This is a genomic window from Shewanella sp. SM21 (assembly GCF_025654335.1).
In the GTDB taxonomy this organism is placed as follows: domain Bacteria; phylum Pseudomonadota; class Gammaproteobacteria; order Enterobacterales; family Shewanellaceae; genus Shewanella; species Shewanella oncorhynchi.
The window spans coordinates 78,031-99,618 of sequence record NZ_JAKKRL010000012.1; the positions used below are offsets into that span (position 1 = coordinate 78,031).

17 protein-coding genes, 1 tRNA gene and 2 pseudogenes are annotated in these 21,588 nt (G+C 46.9%); 5 read left to right on the forward strand and 15 right to left on the reverse strand.

The window, feature by feature from the left end; genetic code table 11:
- Positions 1–15: 15 nt before the first annotated feature.
- On the reverse strand, positions 16–1,281 hold the full coding sequence (locus L5L94_RS16345) for a mechanosensitive ion channel family protein (protein ID WP_105250962.1): 1,266 nt from the start codon (positions 1,279–1,281) through the stop codon (positions 16–18).
- A gap of 209 nt (positions 1,282–1,490) precedes the next feature.
- Here L5L94_RS16345 and L5L94_RS16350 point away from each other — a divergent pair, with 209 nt between their 5' ends.
- Positions 1,491–2,069 carry a porin family protein gene (locus L5L94_RS16350; RefSeq protein ID WP_219235484.1) on the forward strand — a complete coding sequence of 193 codons (579 nt, stop codon included), beginning with the start codon at positions 1,491–1,493 and terminating at the stop codon, positions 2,067–2,069.
- A gap of 26 nt (positions 2,070–2,095) precedes the next feature.
- On the opposite strand, the gene L5L94_RS16355 is transcribed toward L5L94_RS16350, so the two are convergent.
- Positions 2,096–2,488, reverse strand: coding sequence for a DUF1090 domain-containing protein (locus L5L94_RS16355; protein WP_105250960.1), 393 nt, complete (start codon positions 2,486–2,488; stop codon positions 2,096–2,098).
- 215 nt (positions 2,489–2,703) lie between these two features.
- Here L5L94_RS16355 and L5L94_RS16360 point away from each other — a divergent pair, with 215 nt between their 5' ends.
- Together L5L94_RS16360 and L5L94_RS16365 are read left to right on the forward strand one after the other, a co-directional pair.
- Complete coding sequence (locus L5L94_RS16360) at positions 2,704–3,333, forward strand: DUF3157 family protein (RefSeq protein WP_105250959.1); 630 nt, start codon at positions 2,704–2,706, stop codon at positions 3,331–3,333.
- A gap of 138 nt (positions 3,334–3,471) precedes the next feature.
- Complete coding sequence (locus L5L94_RS16365; RefSeq protein WP_105250958.1) at positions 3,472–4,467, forward strand: DUF481 domain-containing protein; 996 nt, start codon at positions 3,472–3,474, stop codon at positions 4,465–4,467.
- Here L5L94_RS16365 and L5L94_RS16370 read toward each other — a convergent pair.
- The 4 genes and pseudogenes from L5L94_RS16370 to L5L94_RS16385 all read right to left on the reverse strand — a co-directional run.
- A pseudogene (locus L5L94_RS16370) lies at positions 4,450–4,671 on the reverse strand (VOC family protein); the annotation flags it as partial. The gene L5L94_RS16365 and the pseudogene L5L94_RS16370 overlap by 18 nt on opposite strands.
- 96 nt (positions 4,672–4,767) lie before the next feature.
- Positions 4,768–6,066: a M23 family metallopeptidase gene (locus L5L94_RS16375; protein WP_263164086.1), complete on the reverse strand. Its 1,299-nt coding sequence runs from the start codon at positions 6,064–6,066 to the stop codon at positions 4,768–4,770.
- A gap of 484 nt (positions 6,067–6,550) precedes the next feature.
- Positions 6,551–6,973 (reverse strand): VOC family protein, encoded by a 423-nt coding sequence (locus L5L94_RS16380; protein ID WP_263164088.1) that lies wholly within the window; start codon positions 6,971–6,973, stop codon positions 6,551–6,553.
- 18 nt (positions 6,974–6,991) lie between these two features.
- Positions 6,992–7,630, reverse strand: a complete 639-nt coding sequence (locus tag L5L94_RS16385) for an MliC family protein (protein WP_263164089.1) — start codon at positions 7,628–7,630, stop codon at positions 6,992–6,994.
- A 451-nt stretch (positions 7,631–8,081) separates the two neighbouring features.
- On the opposite strand from L5L94_RS16385, the gene L5L94_RS16390 reads away from it, so the two are divergent.
- Positions 8,082–9,410, forward strand: a complete 1,329-nt coding sequence (locus L5L94_RS16390; RefSeq protein WP_113941250.1) for a M48 family metallopeptidase — start codon at positions 8,082–8,084, stop codon at positions 9,408–9,410.
- A gap of 128 nt (positions 9,411–9,538) precedes the next feature.
- On the opposite strand, the gene yedF is transcribed toward L5L94_RS16390, so the two are convergent.
- The 3 genes from yedF to fdhD form a co-directional block, all read right to left on the reverse strand.
- Positions 9,539–9,772, reverse strand: coding sequence for a sulfurtransferase-like selenium metabolism protein YedF (gene yedF / locus L5L94_RS16395; RefSeq protein ID WP_107946196.1), 234 nt, complete (start codon positions 9,770–9,772; stop codon positions 9,539–9,541).
- Positions 9,772–10,986: a selenium metabolism membrane protein YedE/FdhT gene (gene yedE, locus L5L94_RS16400; RefSeq protein WP_263164090.1), complete on the reverse strand. Its 1,215-nt coding sequence runs from the start codon at positions 10,984–10,986 to the stop codon at positions 9,772–9,774. Before yedE ends, yedF begins: the two co-directional genes overlap by 1 nt.
- A gap of 110 nt (positions 10,987–11,096) precedes the next feature.
- A complete protein-coding gene (gene fdhD, locus L5L94_RS16405; protein WP_263164091.1) occupies positions 11,097–11,933 on the reverse strand; it encodes a formate dehydrogenase accessory sulfurtransferase FdhD in 837 nt (278 codons plus the stop codon).
- A gap of 141 nt (positions 11,934–12,074) precedes the next feature.
- On the opposite strand from fdhD, the gene L5L94_RS16410 reads away from it, so the two are divergent.
- Positions 12,075–12,169, forward strand: a tRNA-Sec gene (locus L5L94_RS16410).
- Between the two features lie 69 nt (positions 12,170–12,238).
- Here L5L94_RS16410 and selB read toward each other — a convergent pair.
- The 6 genes and pseudogenes from selB to fdnG form a co-directional block, all read right to left on the reverse strand.
- Positions 12,239–14,086, reverse strand: a pseudogene (selB, locus tag L5L94_RS21885) (selenocysteine-specific translation elongation factor); the annotation flags it as partial.
- Positions 14,083–15,504: an L-seryl-tRNA(Sec) selenium transferase gene (gene selA, locus L5L94_RS16415; protein WP_263164158.1), complete on the reverse strand. Its 1,422-nt coding sequence runs from the start codon at positions 15,502–15,504 to the stop codon at positions 14,083–14,085. The gene selA and the pseudogene selB, both read right to left, overlap by 4 nt.
- A 96-nt stretch (positions 15,505–15,600) precedes the next feature.
- Positions 15,601–16,506 (reverse strand): formate dehydrogenase accessory protein FdhE, encoded by a 906-nt coding sequence (gene fdhE, locus L5L94_RS16420; protein ID WP_263164093.1) that lies wholly within the window; start codon positions 16,504–16,506, stop codon positions 15,601–15,603.
- Positions 16,506–17,147 (reverse strand): formate dehydrogenase subunit gamma, encoded by a 642-nt coding sequence (locus L5L94_RS16425; RefSeq protein WP_105250947.1) that lies wholly within the window; start codon positions 17,145–17,147, stop codon positions 16,506–16,508. Before L5L94_RS16425 ends, fdhE begins: the two co-directional genes overlap by 1 nt.
- Complete coding sequence (gene fdxH / locus L5L94_RS16430) at positions 17,144–18,055, reverse strand: formate dehydrogenase subunit beta (RefSeq protein WP_168826883.1); 912 nt, start codon at positions 18,053–18,055, stop codon at positions 17,144–17,146. Before fdxH ends, L5L94_RS16425 begins: the two co-directional genes overlap by 4 nt.
- Before the next feature lie 2 nt (positions 18,056–18,057).
- The gene (gene fdnG / locus L5L94_RS16435) at positions 18,058–21,072 is read right to left on the reverse strand and encodes a formate dehydrogenase-N subunit alpha (protein ID WP_173496974.1); all 3,015 of its coding nucleotides are present in this window, start codon (positions 21,070–21,072) and stop codon (positions 18,058–18,060) included.
- Between the last annotated feature and the right edge of the window lie 516 nt (positions 21,073–21,588).

The following is a 21,588-nucleotide window of genomic DNA, read 5'->3' on the forward strand; positions in this document are numbered from 1 at the left end:
TCAACAGTCATCAAACTAGTCGACCTTAACCGACTTTAAACTGCGAATATCATTGCCTGTTGGCGCTTGGAACGCCTGCAGACCAAACTCAGGCAATATTGCAAAAACATGGTCGAAGATATCCGCTTGTATCGCTTCATAAAATGCCCAGCGAGTGTCGTTAGTGAAGATATAAATCTCGATCGGTAGACCCTCTGTGGTCGGCGCTAATTGGCGAACCATTAAGGTCATATCCTTGTGGACTTTATCGTGACGCTGTAGGTATTCCTGCAGATAAGCGCGGAAAGTGCCGACGTTAGTCAAATGGCGGCCGTTCACTTTCATATCGAGATCCGACACTCTGGCATTCGACTCACGAATTTCGTTTATTTTTGCGGGGAAATATTCTTTTAAGCAATTGATCTTACTGAGACGTTCGCGCTCTTCCTCGGTCAAAAACTTTATGCTGTTGATATCGATATTGATCGCGCGTTTGATCCTGCGACCGCCCGACTCAGACATACCCCGCCAGTTGCGAAACGCATCCGACACTAAGGCATAAGCAGGGATCATAGTGATGGTTTTGTCCCAGTTGCGCACTTTCACCGTGGTCAGCGAGACTTCTTCTACCGCACCGTCGGCGCCGTATTTATCCATCTGGATCCAGTCGCCTTTACTCACCATACGGTTAGCCGCTAACTGAATGCCCGCCACAAAACCTAAGATAGTGTCGCGGAACACTAACATCACAAAACCCGTTGCCACACCTAAGCCGCTGAGGAAGTACACAGGTGATTGATCGGCCAAGATTGAGATAGAAACGATAATCCCAACAAAGAATAAAAATAGCTTAGTTAACTGTACGAAACTCTTAACAGGCAAGCGCCGACTCACCAGATTCACATCTGAAATTTCATCAACCGCATCCATACCTGCATACATAGCGCGGATAATCAGCACCACTAACCAAATACTCAGTAATCGGTCGACTAGCCCGCTTAGCAGTGGATGCTCAGTCAGCGCGATTGGCACTAATAGATTAAGTACGATAGCGGGCACAAGCATGGCCAGCTTTTCAAGCACCTTATAACGCATGAATACATCGTCCCACGTCGCCTTAGAGCGCAGGATTACCATATTCACCGCACGAATCACCACGCGTCGGACAATAAAATAAGCGATGCTCGCTAACAGTAAGCAAGCAATGACCATAACTGTGGTCGATATTCCATCAGAGGGTTGGCTATCAATCCCAAAGCCCGCTAACCATGCCGAAATTTCGAGCCTTATTTCCTGATCCACAATTTCACTCCAACGTAGGCGCTAGCGCAACAAACCCATACAAAGGTAACTGCCGAGTTGACCTCGGTTAAATGCCACCCTAGAAAACACTCAAATCAAAACACAAAATATTTACAAATACTTATTTTAAAAGAGATTTTAGCATTTTGAATTGACCCCGCACACAGGAAAATGAACAATATTTCCCCTATCCCTAAGGAAACCATCCCATGTGTCGTCATTCATATACGCTAGCCTGTCTTAGCATTGGACTCCTGAGCCTATGCCAACCGCTTCAAGCGGCCGAATATAGCACTTCTAAGCAATTAGTTAGGCCAGATAAATCAGACGAAACTGCCAATGCACCTTATATCGCCCTTATGCTCGATTATATTCCCGCCACAGATAATCTCTATGGCATTACAATCGCCCCCTATCATTTCGATAATAATTACCAACAATGGGGTTATTACCTAGGCTATGCCCGCAGTCGTGAAACCGATATTATCGTGCCAGAACCCGCGCAGTCCTATCGCCAAGAAAGCCTCTTCCGCTTAGGCTTAAGCTACAGCTTAACGGCAGATTTAAGCTTTTATGCCGGCGGCAGTGGCTATATCAGCACAGTGTCTTACACGAATAACATTTCACCCAAAATTGTCGATGGCAAACCCACATGGGAAGAAGATAAAACGACCCGTTGGGGCGCAGAAGCTGGGTTAAGATATCGAATCACTGAGCACTTCATACTGAGTGCCGGTTATAACTCCAGCACAGAATCCACTATTTTAAGCATAGGTTACGCGGGCTAAGCTCCTAGCGATTGGGCTTGAGCTATTTATTGCGTTAGCTCGGCTCGCGCCTTAGCAAGATCAGCCTCGACTTCGGCGACTTTATTGCGTTTCTTGTTGATTTTATCCATAGAACGACCTTCTTCTATGGCTTTGGCCAATTCGTTTTGGCGCTCGGTGAGTTTTTCCTCTAAAGCCTCAACTTTAGCGACTCGCTCGGCGTATAAGCTATCATCGTCGCAATGGGTTGAAACTTCGTCATAGGCCTTTTCAAGTCCCGCGACTTTATGCTTATTACCTGCCGCTTTTGCTTGGGCAAGTTCGGCACTAATGGCATCTAATTTCGCCGCGCAACCCACTTTCGGTGCTTCAGCAGCCAAAGTGACAGTGCTAAATGCCAATCCAATCACTAAGCCATAAATTCCATGTTTCATCTGCATCTTAATCTCCTGTTACTTTATTCATTGAGCATACCGCTCATGTACACCTATCTAATAGTGCCACAGTCAGCTAGCTCAATCTGTACTAGCGTTAAAATCTCGCCATTAATCCACTTTATTCATCAAAACACGACTTAGACAGTGACTAACATGCGGCAAATTGTTTATGTTAGGGCAGAATATTGACTCAGACGGATATCGGAGCCAGAAAATTAATGCACACTTCATTACGCCTTAGCGCACTTAGCTCATTGTTATTGCTAACATCATCGGTTATGGCGGCCGACGTAGCCAATATCACCCTAGAAAATGGCGCCCAAGTCAGACTCAAAGACGACTTTACCTGGGAATACGTGATCACTGAAACCAAAGCAGCGCCCAATGCCTTAGCCACTGCAGCCGTAGCAAGTGCATCGAGCAATATTGCCAGTGTCCCAAGTGCCGCAGTTACCACTCAAACTGTTGCTGCGCCAGTCACCACCTTGACCGCCACTGCGATTACCCAACCTGAGCTATTAGGCTCAACGGCAAAAGATGGGATCAAAGTCAGCTTTGCTGAAGGTCAATGGAAAGGCGACAAACTCGGACTCAGCTTCGATCTCGCCAGCACCAGCAATGAACACGTTACCTTAGTTGAAGTTGAAGCTAGCTTCTTCGCCGATAATGGTACTTTGCTCAAAACCGAAAAACTCGAAGTGTGGGAAGCCATTTTCCGCATGCCTGAGACCTATCTACGCAAAGGCGAACAGCGTAAAAGCAGCGTCATTTGGGTCGAAGGCATAGATAAATCCCAATGGCAGAAGCAGCTCATTAACCTCAAAATAACCGAAATTAACTCACGCTAACAGGCAAAGAAGTAAGGGATTGCGAACCCGTTTTCAATCCCTTATCAACACTTTTATCAAATGTTATTGCTTTGTAGAGCCTGTGTTCGAGTAGAATGACAACACTTACTCTCCCTTTATTTTGAGCCCACGAGCAAGATGCATAATCTGATATCCAATCCAGCATTGTACCTTGTTGCTACGCTCTGTAGTGTCAGCCCCTTGTGTTATGCCGACACAGTTTTTTTGCTCAATGGCGATAAAATTAGCGGTGAAATTAAAGAGTTTAACGATCAAAATCTCATCATCAACACCAGTTATACCCCTAAAATTACCATTCAACGCAGTGCTATTCTCAGCCTCGAAGTCACAGATACTAGACCTTGGAGTGTCAGTCGTTCCATACAGGACATAAGTATTCAAGCCTCTAATGAACATGGCATGGTATTAATTAATAACCAGCACACTCCCGTGAGTGAGTTGAGATTCTCGCAGCACTATGCAAACTCAGATTGGAATTTTAACGGTAGTGTAGAAACCACACTTGATGTCACCAAAAACAAGAAAAATAGTCAGAAGCTACATATCAAAGGCGATATCACAGCGGAAACCTTGCAATGGCGACATAATATCAAGACCGAAGTGCGCTACGAAACCGAAGATGACGTGACGAAGCGCAACACCCTCGAAGGACATTATTCATTAGACTATCTGCTCAATGAGCATTGGCTGTTACGTCAGGAAGATTTTTATGAAGAAGATAAACTCGGCATCGATAGCCATAGTTATTATGCGGGGCTCGGTCCTGGTTATCGCTTTTGGGGTGCTGGGCGCGATAAATTAGACTTCGTCGTAACCTACAACCATTTTTGGCTTGAACAACAGTCCTTTAAACTAGAACTAAATGCTTGGGCGGCCTCACTTAACTATAAACAATATTGGTTTGGTGGCATTTTAGAGTCCTATGCCGATCTGCAAATTGCCTTCCCAGATATGCCTTCGATTGATTACATCTCAAACTCGACAGTAGGACTTAAATATCTGCTAACTCAGCGGATTTATTTGTCATTTAAATATGACTTCAACGACACTAAAACAGTGATAGGCAATACGAGAGATACCAGCTACACCTTAGGATTAGGGGTTAACTTCTAATCCTGGCTCCCGATACGCTAACCTGTGAGCCATAGGATGTTCATCATTCAATTGCAGTAAATCCCATAAGTTACCGTAGAGATCTTTAAACACAGCGACTGTGCCATAGTCTTGTTCTTGCGGCTCGCGCGCAAACTCCACGCCATCGGCGACCATACGTTGACAATCCCGCCAAAAACCACCGGTATTCAAGAATTTAAACAGGGATATCCAAACAATTTGAGGATTCAGCTAGCTTAGCGAGCAACGGTTTTCCTCGCATTATATCAGCCCCTCGATTGAGGGGCTTTCTATCATTGATTAGAGACTTCCAGCATTATACAGCGGCGCCCAAGCGCACATTGTACGATTGTTACTTACATCAAACAGATTGAAACGACTACAGTTATTGTCATAGTTATAACTACCAATGTTGATTCTATATTGTCCAAAATGTACATCTTGCAACGACACATGGCGGCCATCCTTTAATAAAGAAAAATGCAAATGTGGCCCAGTTGAACTCCCACCTTCACACAAGGCTGCATTTTTATTATTTGCATAAATGCCCATCACGGTATTCTGGTTTACATATTGACCATTACGCACTGTAATTTGATCCATATGATAATAGTTAGTCGCCCAACCGTTAGCATTTGTCACCCGTACTTGGCAGCGAGACAACACATTGACAGTCCCATCATGTGCGGAAGCAACCGAATAAGTCGGACTCCCCCATTGTGGCCAATCGTAGGATACATCGATTGATGATAGCGGATAGCCAGACCCAGTATGCGAATGAGCACCATTGGATTGCCATGAATATCCCTGTCGCCAAGGCATTTGCAGCATGTTACTGGGTGGCAGACTACTCGCGGTAATATTCGCCAATGGGACGACTTGTTGCATCGACTGAATTGAATCAGCTACAAGCGGATTTTTAGCAACTGAACTCATTAACAACTCACGGTCAGTATTGCCAAATAATAATCTAAACTGCTCAATGAATGGGTCCAATCCCAAAGCGTGCTCACCCGTCATAACGGCATCTTGCTGTTGCTCTATCCTACGACCGTTTAACAAAGCCAATAATGCGAAACTCGATGCGTTAACTGCGTAGGTACTTGGCGGGTATAGGCCTTTTAATTGAGACTCTTCATAGGCATAAAAACGTTGTGATAGCTGAGCCAATACATCTTGGAGTTGTTCCTCAAAACCCTGTTTATCCGATAATGTTCCCAAAGGTCGGTTAAGCGCTTCAGCTGTCGGAGACGAAATTAACTGAGATTGCATTTCCATCAAAGTCAGTATGACTTTGGGGTTAATACTATAATATCCAGCCCAATGCGTAATCGCCTCTTCTTTATCGATTAAATCAGGAACATTGACGTAAATAAAGTCAGCTAAATCAAACTGCGATGCATCTACGCCATATAAAAACATCAGATTATTAAATGGCAGTAACACACTAGGCATATCTACCATTTTCATTTCTTCTGCATCAATATGATACTGACTGGTTGGCATATCAGATGCGAACGATGGTAACGCTATTATCGCGGAGACACTTAACGCGCGGCCTATCCATAATGCCGTGCAACGTATTTTAAAAAAATTCATACTTATCAGATTCCTTTAGTAAGTCACTCAGATTAAATATTATTTTCAAATGCCAGCTTGCTTTAGACGTAATGATATTCACGACTAAATTTTTATAGCTAGAGAACATTAAAGAAGCTAAGTGACAATAATCGCCTATGCAAATAAGTGACGTATAAAACTGTCAACAAAAACTGACGCTCATTAATTTAAATGTGAGTTAAATACTAAAGTACGAAAAAAGTGAATGGGTAATTATAAAAACCAAAGAATAATTTATTCGATAGATATTTAATTTTGAATAAAAACATAATGGCATTGGCCGATCCATTATAAAATCTATCCGTTCCACAAGAATAAATTGAAATTTACAGTGAATTCCCAATAAAAATGATCAATAACTGAGAATTTTAAACGAACTTAACAGAGGTCAAACACAAAGAGTATTCCCAGTGTTTGACCCCATTAAATAGCTTGCGCGGTAATTCATACGAAATACTGAATCTTAACTCATTCGCTTAGCCATGACATGATTCGGGTTCAATTGCAGTAAATCCCATAAGTTACCGTAGAGATCTTTAAACACAGCGACTGTGCCATAGTCTTGTTCTTGCGGCTCGCGCGCAAACTCCACGCCATCGGCGACCATACGGCGATAATCACGCCAAAAGTCATTGGTATTTAAAAATAAAAACACCCGACCACCCGCCTGATTACCGATAAAATCGAACTGCTCAGGTTTAGACGCCCGCGCTAACAAGATAGAAGCGCCCTTAGAACCCGGTGGGGCAACAACGACCCAGCGCTTATCTTGCTCGGCTTGATAAGTGTCTTCGACTAATTCGAATTTTAATTTATTCACATAAAAATCAATCGCCTCGTCGTAATCTCTTACGACTAAGGCGATATGCACTAGAGCTTGTTTCATGGCGACCTTAAATCAATCCTATTTGGTCACCAGTTTACAGGTCATTTCTGGTGCTTCGTAGCCCCAAACCACTTTCGCTTCGCCTTGATGTTCCCAAAGACTTTCATTACGACCTTGATACTTAGCGCCGCTGCCGCTGGGTTGCACAAACATTAATGAAGTACTATCACCATGTTCAGCAATCAGGGTGGCAGGTTCGGTTTTAAAATAAGTCACGACCACTTCGTTAGCAGGATTGCCGTCACAGGCATAAAACACTGGGCCGGTCATTTCTACTAAACGATATTGTGCCTGCAGTTCGGCAATGCGGGTTTGATAGCTAGATTCAATACACGCGTGCTTATCGTCGCTCTTCCAGCATTCATTACGGCCTTTCACCCAACCACGTTGCATCGCCTTTAAAGTAGGAGGTTGTTCATTCTTCGCTTTTTCAAGCGCTTGGCTATAGACCTTAGCTAACTGATTATCAAGTTGGTTCAGCCCTGCATCCTTACAGACCATGTCTTCAATGCTGCCAGCATTCACTTTCGTGCAGTCAAAAGAAGGTGCATTAGCCGCCATTACTCCCGCACTTAACGCGCTAACCATCACGCCTGCGGCACAGTACCATTTGAAACCCAATCGATTACTTATCATCTTATTTGTTAACTTAGCCATCTCAATTCCTTTGTATTTCTGTGGTTTGTTTCAACGCTTGCCATAGCTAACCCTATATAGGCTTAACCGAGCCTGACTCAAAGCACTCTGCCTTGAAGAACCATGCCTTAAAGTGCACTCATAGTGATGTGATTTACTTTTATCTCGGTTCTAACTTAAGACTTAACCCTCAGCCGATATGCTGCGAAAACACCTAATTCTAGTGCGCTGCGAGGAAAATGCCCAGAGACTAAGAGCCACTTACCAATCTGTGTCCGCCTGCATAATCGGACTCTTTAGCGCTAAAAAACCACAAAATCCTGGCGAAATTGACTTACTCCAATTTGTGCATAGCTGATTAAACTAATGACAAAACGGTTAATTTTTTGCTTTGCACGCGATAGTGGTTGAATTTTCGAGTAAAATTGACTATTTTCACGCCGTTTGTCTCTTCACAAGGAAAAGGATCAACATGGAACAAGTTATTACCGCAGGGAACGAGAATCCCATTCAAATGACAGATATTGTCTATTCGAAGGAAAAATCGCTGTTCACTCTGTTAGCTATTATTTCTGGGATCGTCTGGGCGGCATTGATCATAGGCACTTTTGGCATGGCGCTGCTCTATGTGTTGATGTTTTTTATTATTTATCTCTTTAGCCACTCCGCCTTTATCAGCTACTTAAAAGGCACGGCTGTCGAAATCAATGCAGAGCAATTTCCTGAATTACATAAACAATATTTAGCGTGTTGCGAACGTTTAGAAATGCGCGAGCCACCACGCGCTTACTTATTGGCAGCTGATGGCATGTTAAACGCACTGGCGACACGCTTCCTCGGTCGCAACTATATAGTGCTATTTTCATCGATTGTGGATGCGCTTGAGTCAGATAAAGATGCGCTCAACTTCTATATCGGTCACGAGTTAGGCCATATTCGCCGCAATCATATAGGTAAAGCGCCCTTCTTAGTCTTCGCCACTTGGTTACCTTTAGTGGGTGCGGCTTATTCTCGCGCCTGTGAATATACCTGCGATCTCCACGGATTACGTTGCTGCAACAGCTTACGTTCAGCCACAAATGCCGTTGCTGTGTTAGCCGCTGGTGTCGAGCAATGGAAACGTATGAATGTGGATCAATATATCCGCCAAGCCAGTGAGTCGAGTGGTTTTTGGATGTCGCTGCACGAGCTTAATGGCAGCTATCCTTGGTTGACCAAGCGCATGGCGAGAGTCCAAGCCAAAGCACAAGGAGTGGAATATGCACCGCCATCACGCAGTGCATGGGCCTATGTACTCAGCTTCTTTATGCCACGTTTAGGCACAGCAGGCGGTGGATTGATAATCTTCGCTGCGATTATTGGTATTGCTGCAGCAGTCGCGTTGCCAGCGTATAAGGACTATCAAGAGAAGATGGGTGCCGCCACGAGTTATGAGGCGCCAACCACGACCGAAGCCACACCAGCAGCATTGAATGTACCCGATGCGGCACTGGCCATTGCCAGTATCGACCAGCAACATCAAGCACTGGCACCGATCACTGACATCTTAGTCGGTTACTATCAAACCAACAAAGCTTGGCCAACCGAATTGGATGTGCTTGGACTCACGGACGAGCAGATTGCGACATTTAATCTGTACACAGATGGCATAGTCGGTTTTATAGGAAGCGAAGCACTCGGGGATTATCAAGGCTATGAAGTCTATCTATCGCCTCAAGTTGATGAGCAAAATAATATCACTTGGGTTTGCAGCAGCAACGGTATTCCGGATGAATATCTGCCAGTAGATTGCCAAGGCTAATCCTGAATTTGCCCAATTAGCTGAAAGAAACTTTTACTGAGGAAGCTAATTGTATTTCCTGAGGAAATAGTAAAAAGCACAAACATAAGTTTGTGCTTTTTTGTTTTCATAATCGCGAAAGTCAGTGATTAACGCTGGATCAGATAACGAATAGTCGGACCATTCTGCTCAATTTCCAGCACTTTATAACCATGATTTTTAGCATCGAGGGGAATGTTGTTAATAGACTGCGGGCAGTCACTAATCACCTCGAGAATTTCACCGGGCTTTAACTTTGGCATAGCCTCAAGAGTAGCCACTGCGGGATAAGGGCAAGGTTCACCCACCATATCGAGTTGATAATCTGGAATATATTGAGCCATTACGCCGCCTCCGCTAGCAATTGTTCATCACGCTTCGCCTTGCGAGCAAAGAAACGTTTTTCCCACAGCAACATAGCGCCAAAGGAGAGCCCCAGCAGCACATAGGTCAGCAATAATCCGCCTTTATCGCCAAAGCTGGTCAGTAAATTAACTTTGTCCCAGTTCGTTGCTAATGGCTGAGCGATATCATCCCAGTAATACGCCAGTAAGGTTGAACCCAACACGTTACCTAAGCCCACCCACCAGAAATGCACTTGGCCTTCGACTGCACGATACATCCAACCCGTTTCACAACCACCAGCCAGTACAATACCAAAACCAAACAGTAAGCCGCCGATCACCGCATTAGGGCCAGCCCACATGATCTTAGGTGGCACACCCAGTTGCACATAGCTGTAAATACCTATCGCACTGACCGCCATGCCTAAGATAATCGCCTTCGCCATGTGAGTACGACCAGTGATCCACATATCGCGGAACGCTGAGGTAAAGCAGATTTGGGCCCGTTCGATTAATAAACCAAAACCAACACCACAGAGCATAGCAATGCCGAGTTTTGGCGCATTGAACATAGTCAATAACCCCCAACCGACGATGCCTACAAACACCAACATACCGATACGGAAACGACGTCTAGCTTGGTTTTCGTCCTGCTTGATTGAAGTCGCTTTATTTACCTTTTTCAGTTTTATCGGAATACGGAACATCGGCAGCAAGGTAAATCTTGCACCAAAGTAAGAGCCTGCCGCAGTCGCCAAAGCAAAGAACCAAGCATGTAAAGAGAACTGCGGAATACCCGTGAAGAAGGCGGCAAGGTTACAACCCATAGCTAAACGGGCACCAAAGCCAGCAATAATGCCGCCGATCAGTGCCTGAGCAATACGGATACGGCTCTGTGGCATACGCAGTTTGACGTTATTGGCCCAAAGCGCAGCAGCAATACAACCACCAAACATACCGATAATCATCATGCCGTCGATACGATCTAGAGGAGAGCCCTGCAGACCTATCACTTTGAAATAACCCCAAGTTTCTGGATCTGCACCTAAAAACTGCAGTAAATGACCACCCCAACGAGTGAATTCCCCAGTAACAGCCCAGAAGGTTCCGGTCAAACCAAAATAGTAAGTAGAAAGGATACCTGCAGCGATAACCGCTGGCATAGGCGCCCAAAAACGGACCAAATATTCTTGTTTAAATTGTTGCCATGTCATGTCATTACCCTAATGAACGAGACTATAAAAAATAAGCGCAATGCGCTTATAACCTGTGTGCCAGAATGATTGAAGTCGTTCGACAACCTCAATCTCAAGTGGCCTCACGCTTAAATGGCTTTAGCTAAGCTAGCGCAGTGCTGTCCCAACAGTCGATAACCGTGGGTGTAGAGCGTTGCCCTGCCATTGCGGCAAAAACCGATAAGCGTGATATTGCTTTTCTCTGCTAATTCCAACGCCAGTGAAGTCACGGCGGACATAGCAAACAGAATTTGGATATTGGCACTAGCGGCCTTTTGCACCATCTCAAAACTCGCGCGACTGGTGAGCAATACGGCCACTGGACGTTCCACATTGTGAGCGGAAAAGGCGCCAATTAGCTTGTCTAGTGCGATATGCCTGCCTATATCCTCATAGGCGGCGATGATCTGTCCTTGATGGTTAAGCCCCATGGCCGCATGAGTGGCGCCCGTCAGCTTAAAATGTTGTTGATTATCTTGAATTTGCCCAAGTGCGACCTGTAAGTGTTCGATATTGAATCTGGCATCTGAGTCCACCCGCATCACAGGCTTGACGGCCTCTTCGAGCTGGGCAACACCGCACAATCCACAACCTGTGCGCCCCGCCATATTGCGCCTTTGTTGCTTGAGTTCCATAAAGCATCGTTGGTTGATTTCCACTTGGATCAACACGCCTTCACTGGTGAACTCGAGCTCCACCCCTTTGATATCATTGATATGGGAAACGATACGTTCAGATAACGTAAAACCAATAGCGAAGGCTTCTAAATCTTGAGGGCTCGCCAACATCACGGTATGCGCTATGCCGTTATAGACCAGTGCAACCCGCACTTCATTAGCTAAGTAGTCAGTCAGCTCAGATGCGTGCCCATGTTCTAACAAGATCACGTTTCTTTCTGTCACCACTTCATGTGAATGATATTCCATAGCGCCCCTTTAAAACTATAAAACCAAATAAAAACAATTAGTTTGATGACAATTTAAGACTTGTATCACAAACCCATAAACTAAATAAGAATCGCCTTGAATCATCCTTACGCATTTTCTACTATCCCTAAGTCTTCTATTGGAAGAACGTCGTCTCCGGTGAGGCGTCCGGATTTCAAATCCGGGTAGGGCTGCCAGCAGTCCTGGGTAGGTTCGACTCCTATGTTCTTCCGCCAATTCTCATGGGAAAAAAACAACTCGGCATCCCGAACTTCTCGACTATTACTGCGATACTTCCTACGGGTAAAACCACTTCTGTCAAAGAACTCAAGCAGTTGAATACTCACCTTACGCCCAAGCCCAACCATGTCTTTAAATTCTGCCGTTTCGAGCTTGCCATGTTCTGCAATATGAGTACGCACTAAGCTGGCGTAGTAACAGATTTGCTCGCTGAGCAAATATCTGTCCTTCACCACAGCAGTAATAAACCCCTGCTGCACCAGCTGGAAACACAACAACCTTAATTTGGCAGGTTCTAGCGCAAGGTATTCGCCCATTTCGGTGACCCATACAGGGGCAGTTTGCTGTGCCAGCCAAGGCGCAAGCGCCTGCCAACAATGCTGAGCCTCAGCATCTAGCACTATTTTGTGTTCAGCGAGCTGCAACAAGGCACCACGCAGCACCATGCGACCTTCTTGGCAAAGCGTGTCGAGCACTTTATTGGCTAATTCGGGCGGCAAAGCGCTATGGCTCATGCGCTGCAGGCGATTACGCCCAAGTCCAAGTTGGTCGGGATGCTGTTGATGGAACTCGCTAAGTAAAGTAATAAACTGTTGTTTTTCTTGCTCAAGTAAACTTGTCGCTACAGCAAATGCCCCAAAACGGACTAAACCCGCTTGGGCTAACAGCATTGCCAGCCCTTCGTCGGTTAATTGCCAACGCCACGCGATTTCATCAAGCTCTAGCGCCTGAGTTTGGCCGAGTAAAGCCACCACATGGGCAGGATTATCCAAGCGTGCTAATTGCAGTAATCTCGCGACTCGTTCAGGCGTACGTTTCTTACGATTAGGGACTTTCAGCGCCAACACTCGCCCCGCACCTAAAGTCTGTTTACCCCCAATGTGTCGCAGGACAATTCGATCGTCTTGGCATAGGAGTAGTGGCTTTTCGAGTACCAACTCCGCCAGACAGAAGCCTTCTTCATCAGCTTCATTTAACAGGGAAACTCGACCTAAAGTATGATCGGCGCCATGGTGACAGTGGACATTTTGCCAATGCACTAATGACTCACAGCCTAAAAAATCGAAGGCTCGAATATGCACTACAGGGCGGCTACAGAGCTCGGCTTGAGGCAAACTGCTCAGCCAATCGCCACGCTCTGGCTCCCTATGGTTATCGACACCCGTTAAATTGAGTGCTACGCGTGTACCCGTGACAGCCCTTTGGGCTTCTTGTCCCTGACAATGTATGCCTCGCACTCTGAGTTTGGCCTTTTGCCCTGAGCTAAAAAGACTATCACCCACGCACACATTGCCGCTGATCACTGTACCCGTAACCACACAACCTGCGCCCTTCACACTAAAGGCGCGATCGAGCGTCATCCTAAAACTGCTGGCATCCTCAGCCCGCTTAGACTCCTGTTCAGCTAAATCAAGAATATGCGCCTTAAGCGCGGCCACACCATTGGATGCTAAGTCGGCAGTTTCACTTGCCGACACCTGAAAAACACCACTGGCCTCAATGCCATACTCGGCCAGCAAAGTTAAGCCATCGGCGACAAGCTGCTCAGCCATACTACTACCAACCAGATCCCGCTTAGTCAGTACTAAGGTCAAACTGTGAAGCGGTAAGAGCGCTAGGATTTGCAGATGTTCGCGGGTTTGTGGCATAACGCCATCATCACAGGCCAGCACGAGTAAGGCATGGCGAGCATGACTCACGCCCACCAGCATGTTGTTGATAAATTTTTCATGCCCAGGCACATCAATAAAAGCAAGGCGCGAACCATCCATAAGCGGCATAAACGCATAGCCGAGATCGATCGTCATACCGCGGCGTTTTTCCTCCGGCAGACGATCGGTATTCATCCCAGTCAAAGCGCGAATAAGCGTACTCTTGCCATGATCGACATGACCCGCAGTCACAATGATCACAACTGCACACCTAACGTACTCAACTCGGCGAGGAGTTCGGCTTCACTATCAAGACCGCGCAGATCTAATCTGAGTTGGTCCTGACTCATGCGACCTATGATAGGCCGTGCCGCCTGCTTAAAATGTTGCTCTAATAGGCTTAAACTGCCGCCATTGAGTGCGGTAAAACACAACGCCACTGAGGGTAAAAAAGTATCGGGCTGCGAGCCACTGCCGACCTGTGTTTGGCACTCGACTAACTCAATGCGATAACAAGGTTCAAAGTGTGGAACCAAAGCTTGCTGTAAGCGACGACCAATCTGCCATAACGTCTCTTGGCTACGGGCAAATTTCGCCATAATAGGCAGCTCAATGTCTAAGGTTTCAGGGTTAAGATAGTGGATCAATGTCGCTTCTAACGCCGCCAAGATCAGCTTATCGCAACGCAGGGCGCGCTTTAGTGGATGACTCTGTAACTTCTTAATCAGCGACTGTTTGCCAACGATCAAACCAGACTGAGGGCCACCCAATAGTTTGTCGCCGGAAAAACTGACTAAATCGACACCATCGGCTAGCATGGCTTGGGGCGTAGGTTCTTGTTTTAGGCCAAAGCGGCGCAGATCCGTCAGTGAACCGCTGCCAAGATCTGAAATGAGTGATATGCCACGCTCACGGCATAACTGACCCAGCCTTGCCTCCTCCACTGCGGCAGTAAAACCACTAATATGATAATTACTGGTGTGGACCTTCATTATCGCAGCGGTATTTTCAGTAATGGCCTGCTCATAATCCTTAAGGTGAGTCCGATTGGTGCTGCCGACCTCGACTAAGGTGCAACCCGCTTGGCGCATAATGTCAGGGATGCGAAACGCGCCGCCAATTTCCACCAACTCACCACGGGAGACTATGACTTCTTTCCCCGCAGCCACCGCTGACAGCATCAACAACACAGCTGCGGCATTGTTATTCACAACACAACAAGCCTCGGCCCCCGTTAAGCGCTGGATTAAAGCACTGATTGCATTATCCCTGTGACCACGTTCACCTGCCGCAAGCTCAAATTCCAGCGGTGTGGGGTAGCGCATAACAGAAGTCACGGCTCGAATTGCCGCTTCTGACTGCTGCGCTCGGCCAAGGTTGGTATGCAATATGGTGCCAGTGAGATTCCATACAGGTTTTAAGCTGTGGCTGTAATCATTAGACAGTCGATCAACCAAACATCTGTGCAATTGCGCAAGCTCGCCACACCATGTCGGCAAACAGTGCTCACGGCCGATTAAGCTGCGCGCCGCCTTTAACTGGGTATCCAGTGCGGCCTTTACTGCCGCTTTGCCGTAGGACTGCTGCAATACCACAAAACTAGGCTCTGCAAGTAGGCTATCCATTGAAGGCAAAGCTCGGTACAGAACTTGTAGTGTTTCAGGTGCTTGGGTCATCATCTGTGTCATTTTGTTTATATTATTGCCATTGGTTTATAAAAAGCAGGAAGGGATCAGCAACCCGACTCCCTCCCGCATTTGTTTAAGCTATGTGGCTTACGTGGTTTCGTGGGCCAGTAGCAGTGGGTTCAGTGTTGTTGCACCAAAGCCCTTAGCATTTAGCTCACTGTCTAACATCAAGGTTGCGAGATCGTCTGCCGCCACATCCATAGACGGCGAGTTTTCGACGAACATCATCTTGGTATAGCCATGACATTCATCGCAGCTTTCGATCCGCACTTGAGCCTTGGCATCATCTAGCGACCAAATCGTCATCTCTTTGTCCTGACCGCAACTGGTGCAATGGGCACGAATGTAATGCCATTCGCTCTCGCACAGACTGCAATGCAGGTAGCGCAAACCAGCTCGGGGCTGATCGACAATCACACTCGCCACCGGATGACATCCACAAACGGGACACATACTCTGCTGCGTCACCTTGCACGGCTCCATCCGCTTGATGACCATAGGTGCCCAATGCGACCAATAAACGCCCATCGCCGCCCAGATGAATAAGCTAAAACGGGCAGGCACTTCACTGACATGCCCTTGGCGTAGTGAACGCCCCCAAGAACTCAGTTGCTCGGGCGATTGCTGCATCAGCAAACGCACTACCCGAGCTATGGATTCATCCACCTGCGGCAACAAATCACTTAACAGTTGCTGTAGCAGTCCTTGCCAATAGCTATCTGCCTCTGAGCCCAACAGAGAAAGCGGAGTCGCCTCATCTTCCCCCCAAGCGAGAAGCTTACCGAAGTCAGCCTCCTGCGCTAACCTGGCCTGTATAGAGACCAAACGGCGACATAGCTCAAAGTAATCAGCCAGCGGCGAGTCCTTGGCCAATGACAGCAAACGCTGCGCCCTTCTGTGATACACAGCTTGGGGATCTGCCGCTTTTAACGGTTTAAGTTCCAGCGGCGATTCGCTGCCTTGGGCCAGAGGTATCTCGGCTGTATGACTCATTAATGTTTCTCCACGTCCGAATGTTCATCCAACATCACAGGGTGATGTTTGCGGCACCAAGCCTTAGAGACTTTGCCGTAAAGCATGCCCTTAACCGACCCTTCCACCCATGTCGCCATCCAAAAATGTACCATCACAAAAATCAACATGATGAGCGCACAAATGGCGTGCAACAGAATGGCCCAACCCACCACAGTGGCTGAGAAATAGGGCGCAAAGTAAGGCTGCCACATGATGATTCCCGTCACCGTTAAAGTGATAGATGTCAGCACGAAGGCGCGAAACAATACCTTTTGCCCAGGGTTGTAATGGCCGATAGGCGGGATTTTCTCCTCGTTCTCGAACATCACATCCTTAATGGCGAGCATCCAAGCGAGGTCGTGCTTTTCCCATTTGTTGTGTTTGTAGTAACGCACCAACATCAACATCAGAGGTAAGCACATCATCAAGCCCGCAATGGGATGAATAAACTTCGCCAATTGCGGTGTGCCCGCTATCGCCCCAAGCCATTGAAACGACGGATAGAAGAAGGAAAAGCCAGTGAGAAATGTCACTAGGCCAACCGCCACAATGAACCAATGACAGATGCGATCGAACAGCTTGTGACGCACTATCATTTCTTGCTTATCATGCTTGCTCATTTGTCGGCCCCCTCTTCCTGCTTAGCCTCTTCCTCTGGCGGTTGATAACCCGGTTGGTCTTCTTCGACTATGTTGCGACCGACGGTGATCTTATGCAGACAAGCGACGGCGGCAGTGGCAAGAATGCCCATAGTACCTAAAGGTTTGACCCAGTCCTGCCACAGAGTGAGTGACAGTGGGATCTGCGGGTTATCAGGCATGTTGTAGCTTTCGGGCTGATTGATATCGTGTAATATCATCATCATACCCGTGCCACCTACACCCTCAGGGTTATACAGTCCTGCCTTAGCAAAGCCCTTTTCCTTCAGTTCTTCGACCCGTTTTTGCGAGTAGAACAACATGTCCTCACGGGTGCCAAAACGCAGCGCCCCTGTGGTACAGGACTTAACGCAGGAAGGTTCCAATCCCACAGCCAAACGGTCAGAGCACATAGTGCACTTGTAGGCCTTGTTATCCTTAGGATCTATTTTGGGCACATCAAAGGGACAAGCACTGGCACAATAACCGCAGCCGATACATTTGTCCGAATCGAAGTCCACCACACCATTGGCGTGCTGGATAATCGCGCCCGAGGTCGAACAGGCCGTTAAGCAGGCAGGGTCAGCACAGTGCATACAGGCCGAGTGGGTAAATTGCCAACGCAGCTTGTTGCTTTCCATCACCTCATGGAACTCCATCAGGGTCCAACATTGGCCCGATAGCGACATAGGGTTTTGGTAACTGCCTTGGAAGGTGCCCACCTCTTCCCGTAAATCATTCCACTCAGAACACGCCACTTGGCAGGCTTTACAGCCATTACACTTAGTGGCGTCGAACAGCTTGGCGACCTTTTCTGATGAATTACGCCCCTTTGCCGCAGGCGTCACCGCTGAAGTACCGGAGCGGCGGATAATGTCTTGTGATGCCATAATCAGATCCCCTCCGCTTTAGTGATGTTAACCAAAAATGCTTTGAACTCAGGCACCTGTGTATTTGCATCCCCCACTTCCGTGGTGAGTACGTTACAGGAGTAACTCTTACGAGTGAGTGCATTATGGCTGCCGTGACGGGGTAACCCGACGGTATGGACTAACTGGCCATTTACCTTTAACGGCTGTAGCCGTTTAGTCACTAAGGCTTTGGTTTCAATGCTGCCGCGTTTAGAGCTGACAGTGACCCAATCCCCATTGGCGATACCTTTTTCTGCCGCTAACATTTCATCGATTTCGACGAAGGTTTCAGGCATAGAAATCGCAGCTAAACGAGCATGCGTAGACCAGAAGTTAAAGTGTTCAGTTACACAGTACGTAGTTGCCACATAAGGGAAGTCCTTATGGGAGCCTAAGGTTTCCTTCACACCCGGTAACATACGTACCGCAGGGTTACTGGTGACCTTGTGTAACGGGTTCAACCCAATAGGCGACTCCATCGGCTCGTAGTGCTCAGGGAACGGACCTTCGGCCAATAATTTAAGGGCGAAGAAACGACCCACACCTTCGGGTTGCATGATGAAGGGGCCAGCGGATTCCTGTGGTGTTAACTTCATATTGAAGTCGCCCACATCGATACCGTGCCACTTACCGTCAACCCACTCGACGATAGTGCGTTTTGGATCCCAAGGTTTGCCGTTGATATCGCAAGAAGCGCGGTTATACAGCACACGACGGTTTGCTGGCCAAGCAAATGCCCAACCCGGAGTAACACCTTTACCGGAAGGATCATGGTTGTCACGGCGAGCCATCAAGTTGCCTTCTTCGGTCCAAGAACCCGCATAAATCCAACAGGCGCTGGCGGTACTACCATCGGCTTTCAGTTCAGCAAAACTACTGAGCTGACGTTGAGTCACGAGATCCTTACCGTTAAGCTCGCGAGCGATTTCTTCAGCGTGCGGTGAGTGAGGATTGTGGTAATTCCAGCTCATCGCGTGCACTGGTTCAGGCAGCTTACCGCCCTCTTGTTTGTACAGTTCACGCATTGCCATTAAGACGCCAGAGAGAATCTCAGCATCTGGCTTGGCTTCACCCGGCGGGTTAGCTCCCTTCCAATGCCACTGCATCCAACGGCCAGAGTTGACGATGGAACCTTCTTCCTCGGCAAAACATGTCGTAGGTAAACGGAACACTTCAGTCATGATTTCAGCGGGATTGACTTCATTGAAGCCATCGGCATTTTGCCAGAAGGTTGCAGTTTCCGTTGCCAAGGCATCTAACACCACCATGTACTTAAGATTACTCAAGGCTTTGAGTACCTTATTACGGTTTGGCATAGAGTTAATGGCGTTAACACCTTGGATAATGTAGCCATTCACTTCGCCGTGGAAAGCCATATCTAAGTGTTTAGTAAAATCGTACTGCTTGTCCCATTTCGGCAACCAGTCATAACCAAAGTCATTTTCAACCGTGGCGTTATCGCCCCAAAAACTCTTCATTTGCGAAACAAAGAATTTAGGGTAATTTTGCCAATAGTTGGTTTGACCCGGACGCAGAGCGACAGGGGTATAGTTGTGGAGATAGGTTTTAAGATTAATGTCTTTTTCGTTCGGCAACTTGAGGTAACCGGGCAAGCTTTGACACAATAAACCCATATCGGTCGCGCCTTGCACGTTCGAGTGTCCGCGCAGAGCGTTAACACCACCGCCCAACACCCCAATGTTACCCAGCAGCAACTGCACCATGGCCATAGAGCGAATGTTCTGCGCCCCTTTACTGTGGTGAGTCCAACCTAAGGCATACATAAAGGTCGCGGCTCTATCGTGGGTATGAGTGCTACCAATTTGTTGGCAAACGATCTCATAGTCCGCAATCGGCGTACCGGTAATATTGCTAACTGTTTCAAAGTCATAGCGTTCTACATGTTGCTTCATTAAGTTCCACACACAGCGTGGATGTTCGAAGCTAGGATCGATTTTCGCGTAACCCTGTTCGTCTAACTCGTAATACCAAGACTCTTTATTGTAGCTATCTGTTTCTTCATCGAAACCACTGAACAGACCTTCACTAAAGGAGAAGTCTTCGCGCACTATGTAACTGGCATTGGTATAAGCCTTCACATAGTCGTAGTTCACTTGTTTGGTTTCAATAAGATAGCGGATCACCCCGAGCAGGAAGGCGATATCTGTGCCCGAGCGGATCGGCGCATAGTAATCGGCCACAGCGGCGCTACGGGTGAAGCGAGGATCGACCACCAAAAGTTTAGCGTTGTTATGTTGCATAGCTTCTGTAACCCAGCCGAATCCGACAGGGTGAGCCTCTGCAGCATTACCGCCCATAATAATGATCAAATTAGAGTTTTTAATATCGATCCAGTGGTTGGTCATGGCACCACGTCCAAATGTCGGAGCAAGACTTGCTACCGTTGGAGAGTGTCAGTTACGCGCAATAGTATCGATTGCAACTAGGCCCAGTGCCCGTGCAAATTTCTGGGTGATATAGCCGCCTTCATTCGGCATCGCCGACGAGGTCATCATCCCAGTGCTAAGCCAACGGTTAACCGTCATCCCAGCAGAATTCTTTTCAATCAAGTTAGCATCACGGTCATTCTTCATCAGACGGGCGATGCGTTGGTAAGCTTCAGTCCAGCTGATACGAGTCCATTCATTACTGCCTGGCGCACGGTACTCAGGATATTTAAGACGATTAGGGCTGTTCACATAATCCACTAGACCAGCACCCTTAGGACACAAGGCCCCGCGGTTGACTGGATGGTCTGCATCCCCTTCGATATGGAAAATACTTTGTTCGGCGTTTTTGCCGTTACTTCCTTTGCTGTACATCAGCAATCCGCAACCCACTGAGCAATAGCAGCAGTTATTGCGGGTTTCTTTCGCGCTAATGAGTTTGAATTCTCGAACGGCCGCATAGGCCTTTTCGGACATCAATCCCAACGCTGAAATTGCTGAGGTGGCAGCTCCGGCAGCACACAGTCTAAAAAACTGGCGTCTGTTCATTGCGTCCTCTCACACTCTTGTCGTTATGAGTCTAGTGGTTGCTGTGGTAAAAATGGCAACCGATTGAGTGAGTCCTACTAAAGACCACACTTAATTTAAGATTATCCCCAAAGAAGAAATAGATAACAAATAATGACATGAGATCAAGATCTCAAATAAACAACCACAGAACTTAACTCCAAAAAACATTAACAACAAAGTATCAAAGACCATTTATCAATGATAAAAGCACAAAAATAGGAATTAAAAACCAATAAACTGTAAAAGACAATTTGTCCAACATGACAACCCCATATTGTCCCACATCATAGGGTTATGGTTATTAAAAATGATTATATGCATTCAAATATGCATAATGATGGCGGATAAAAACACAAAGGTAACGGTTTCTAGAGGGATAGACAGCCACAAAAACTGACAATGTAAAGATTAGGGCAAAAAGTGCAGAGTCTGCGGTGTTAAACACACCAAAATGGCAAAGACAAAGATCGAGGAAAAGCAGATAAAAACCAAAGA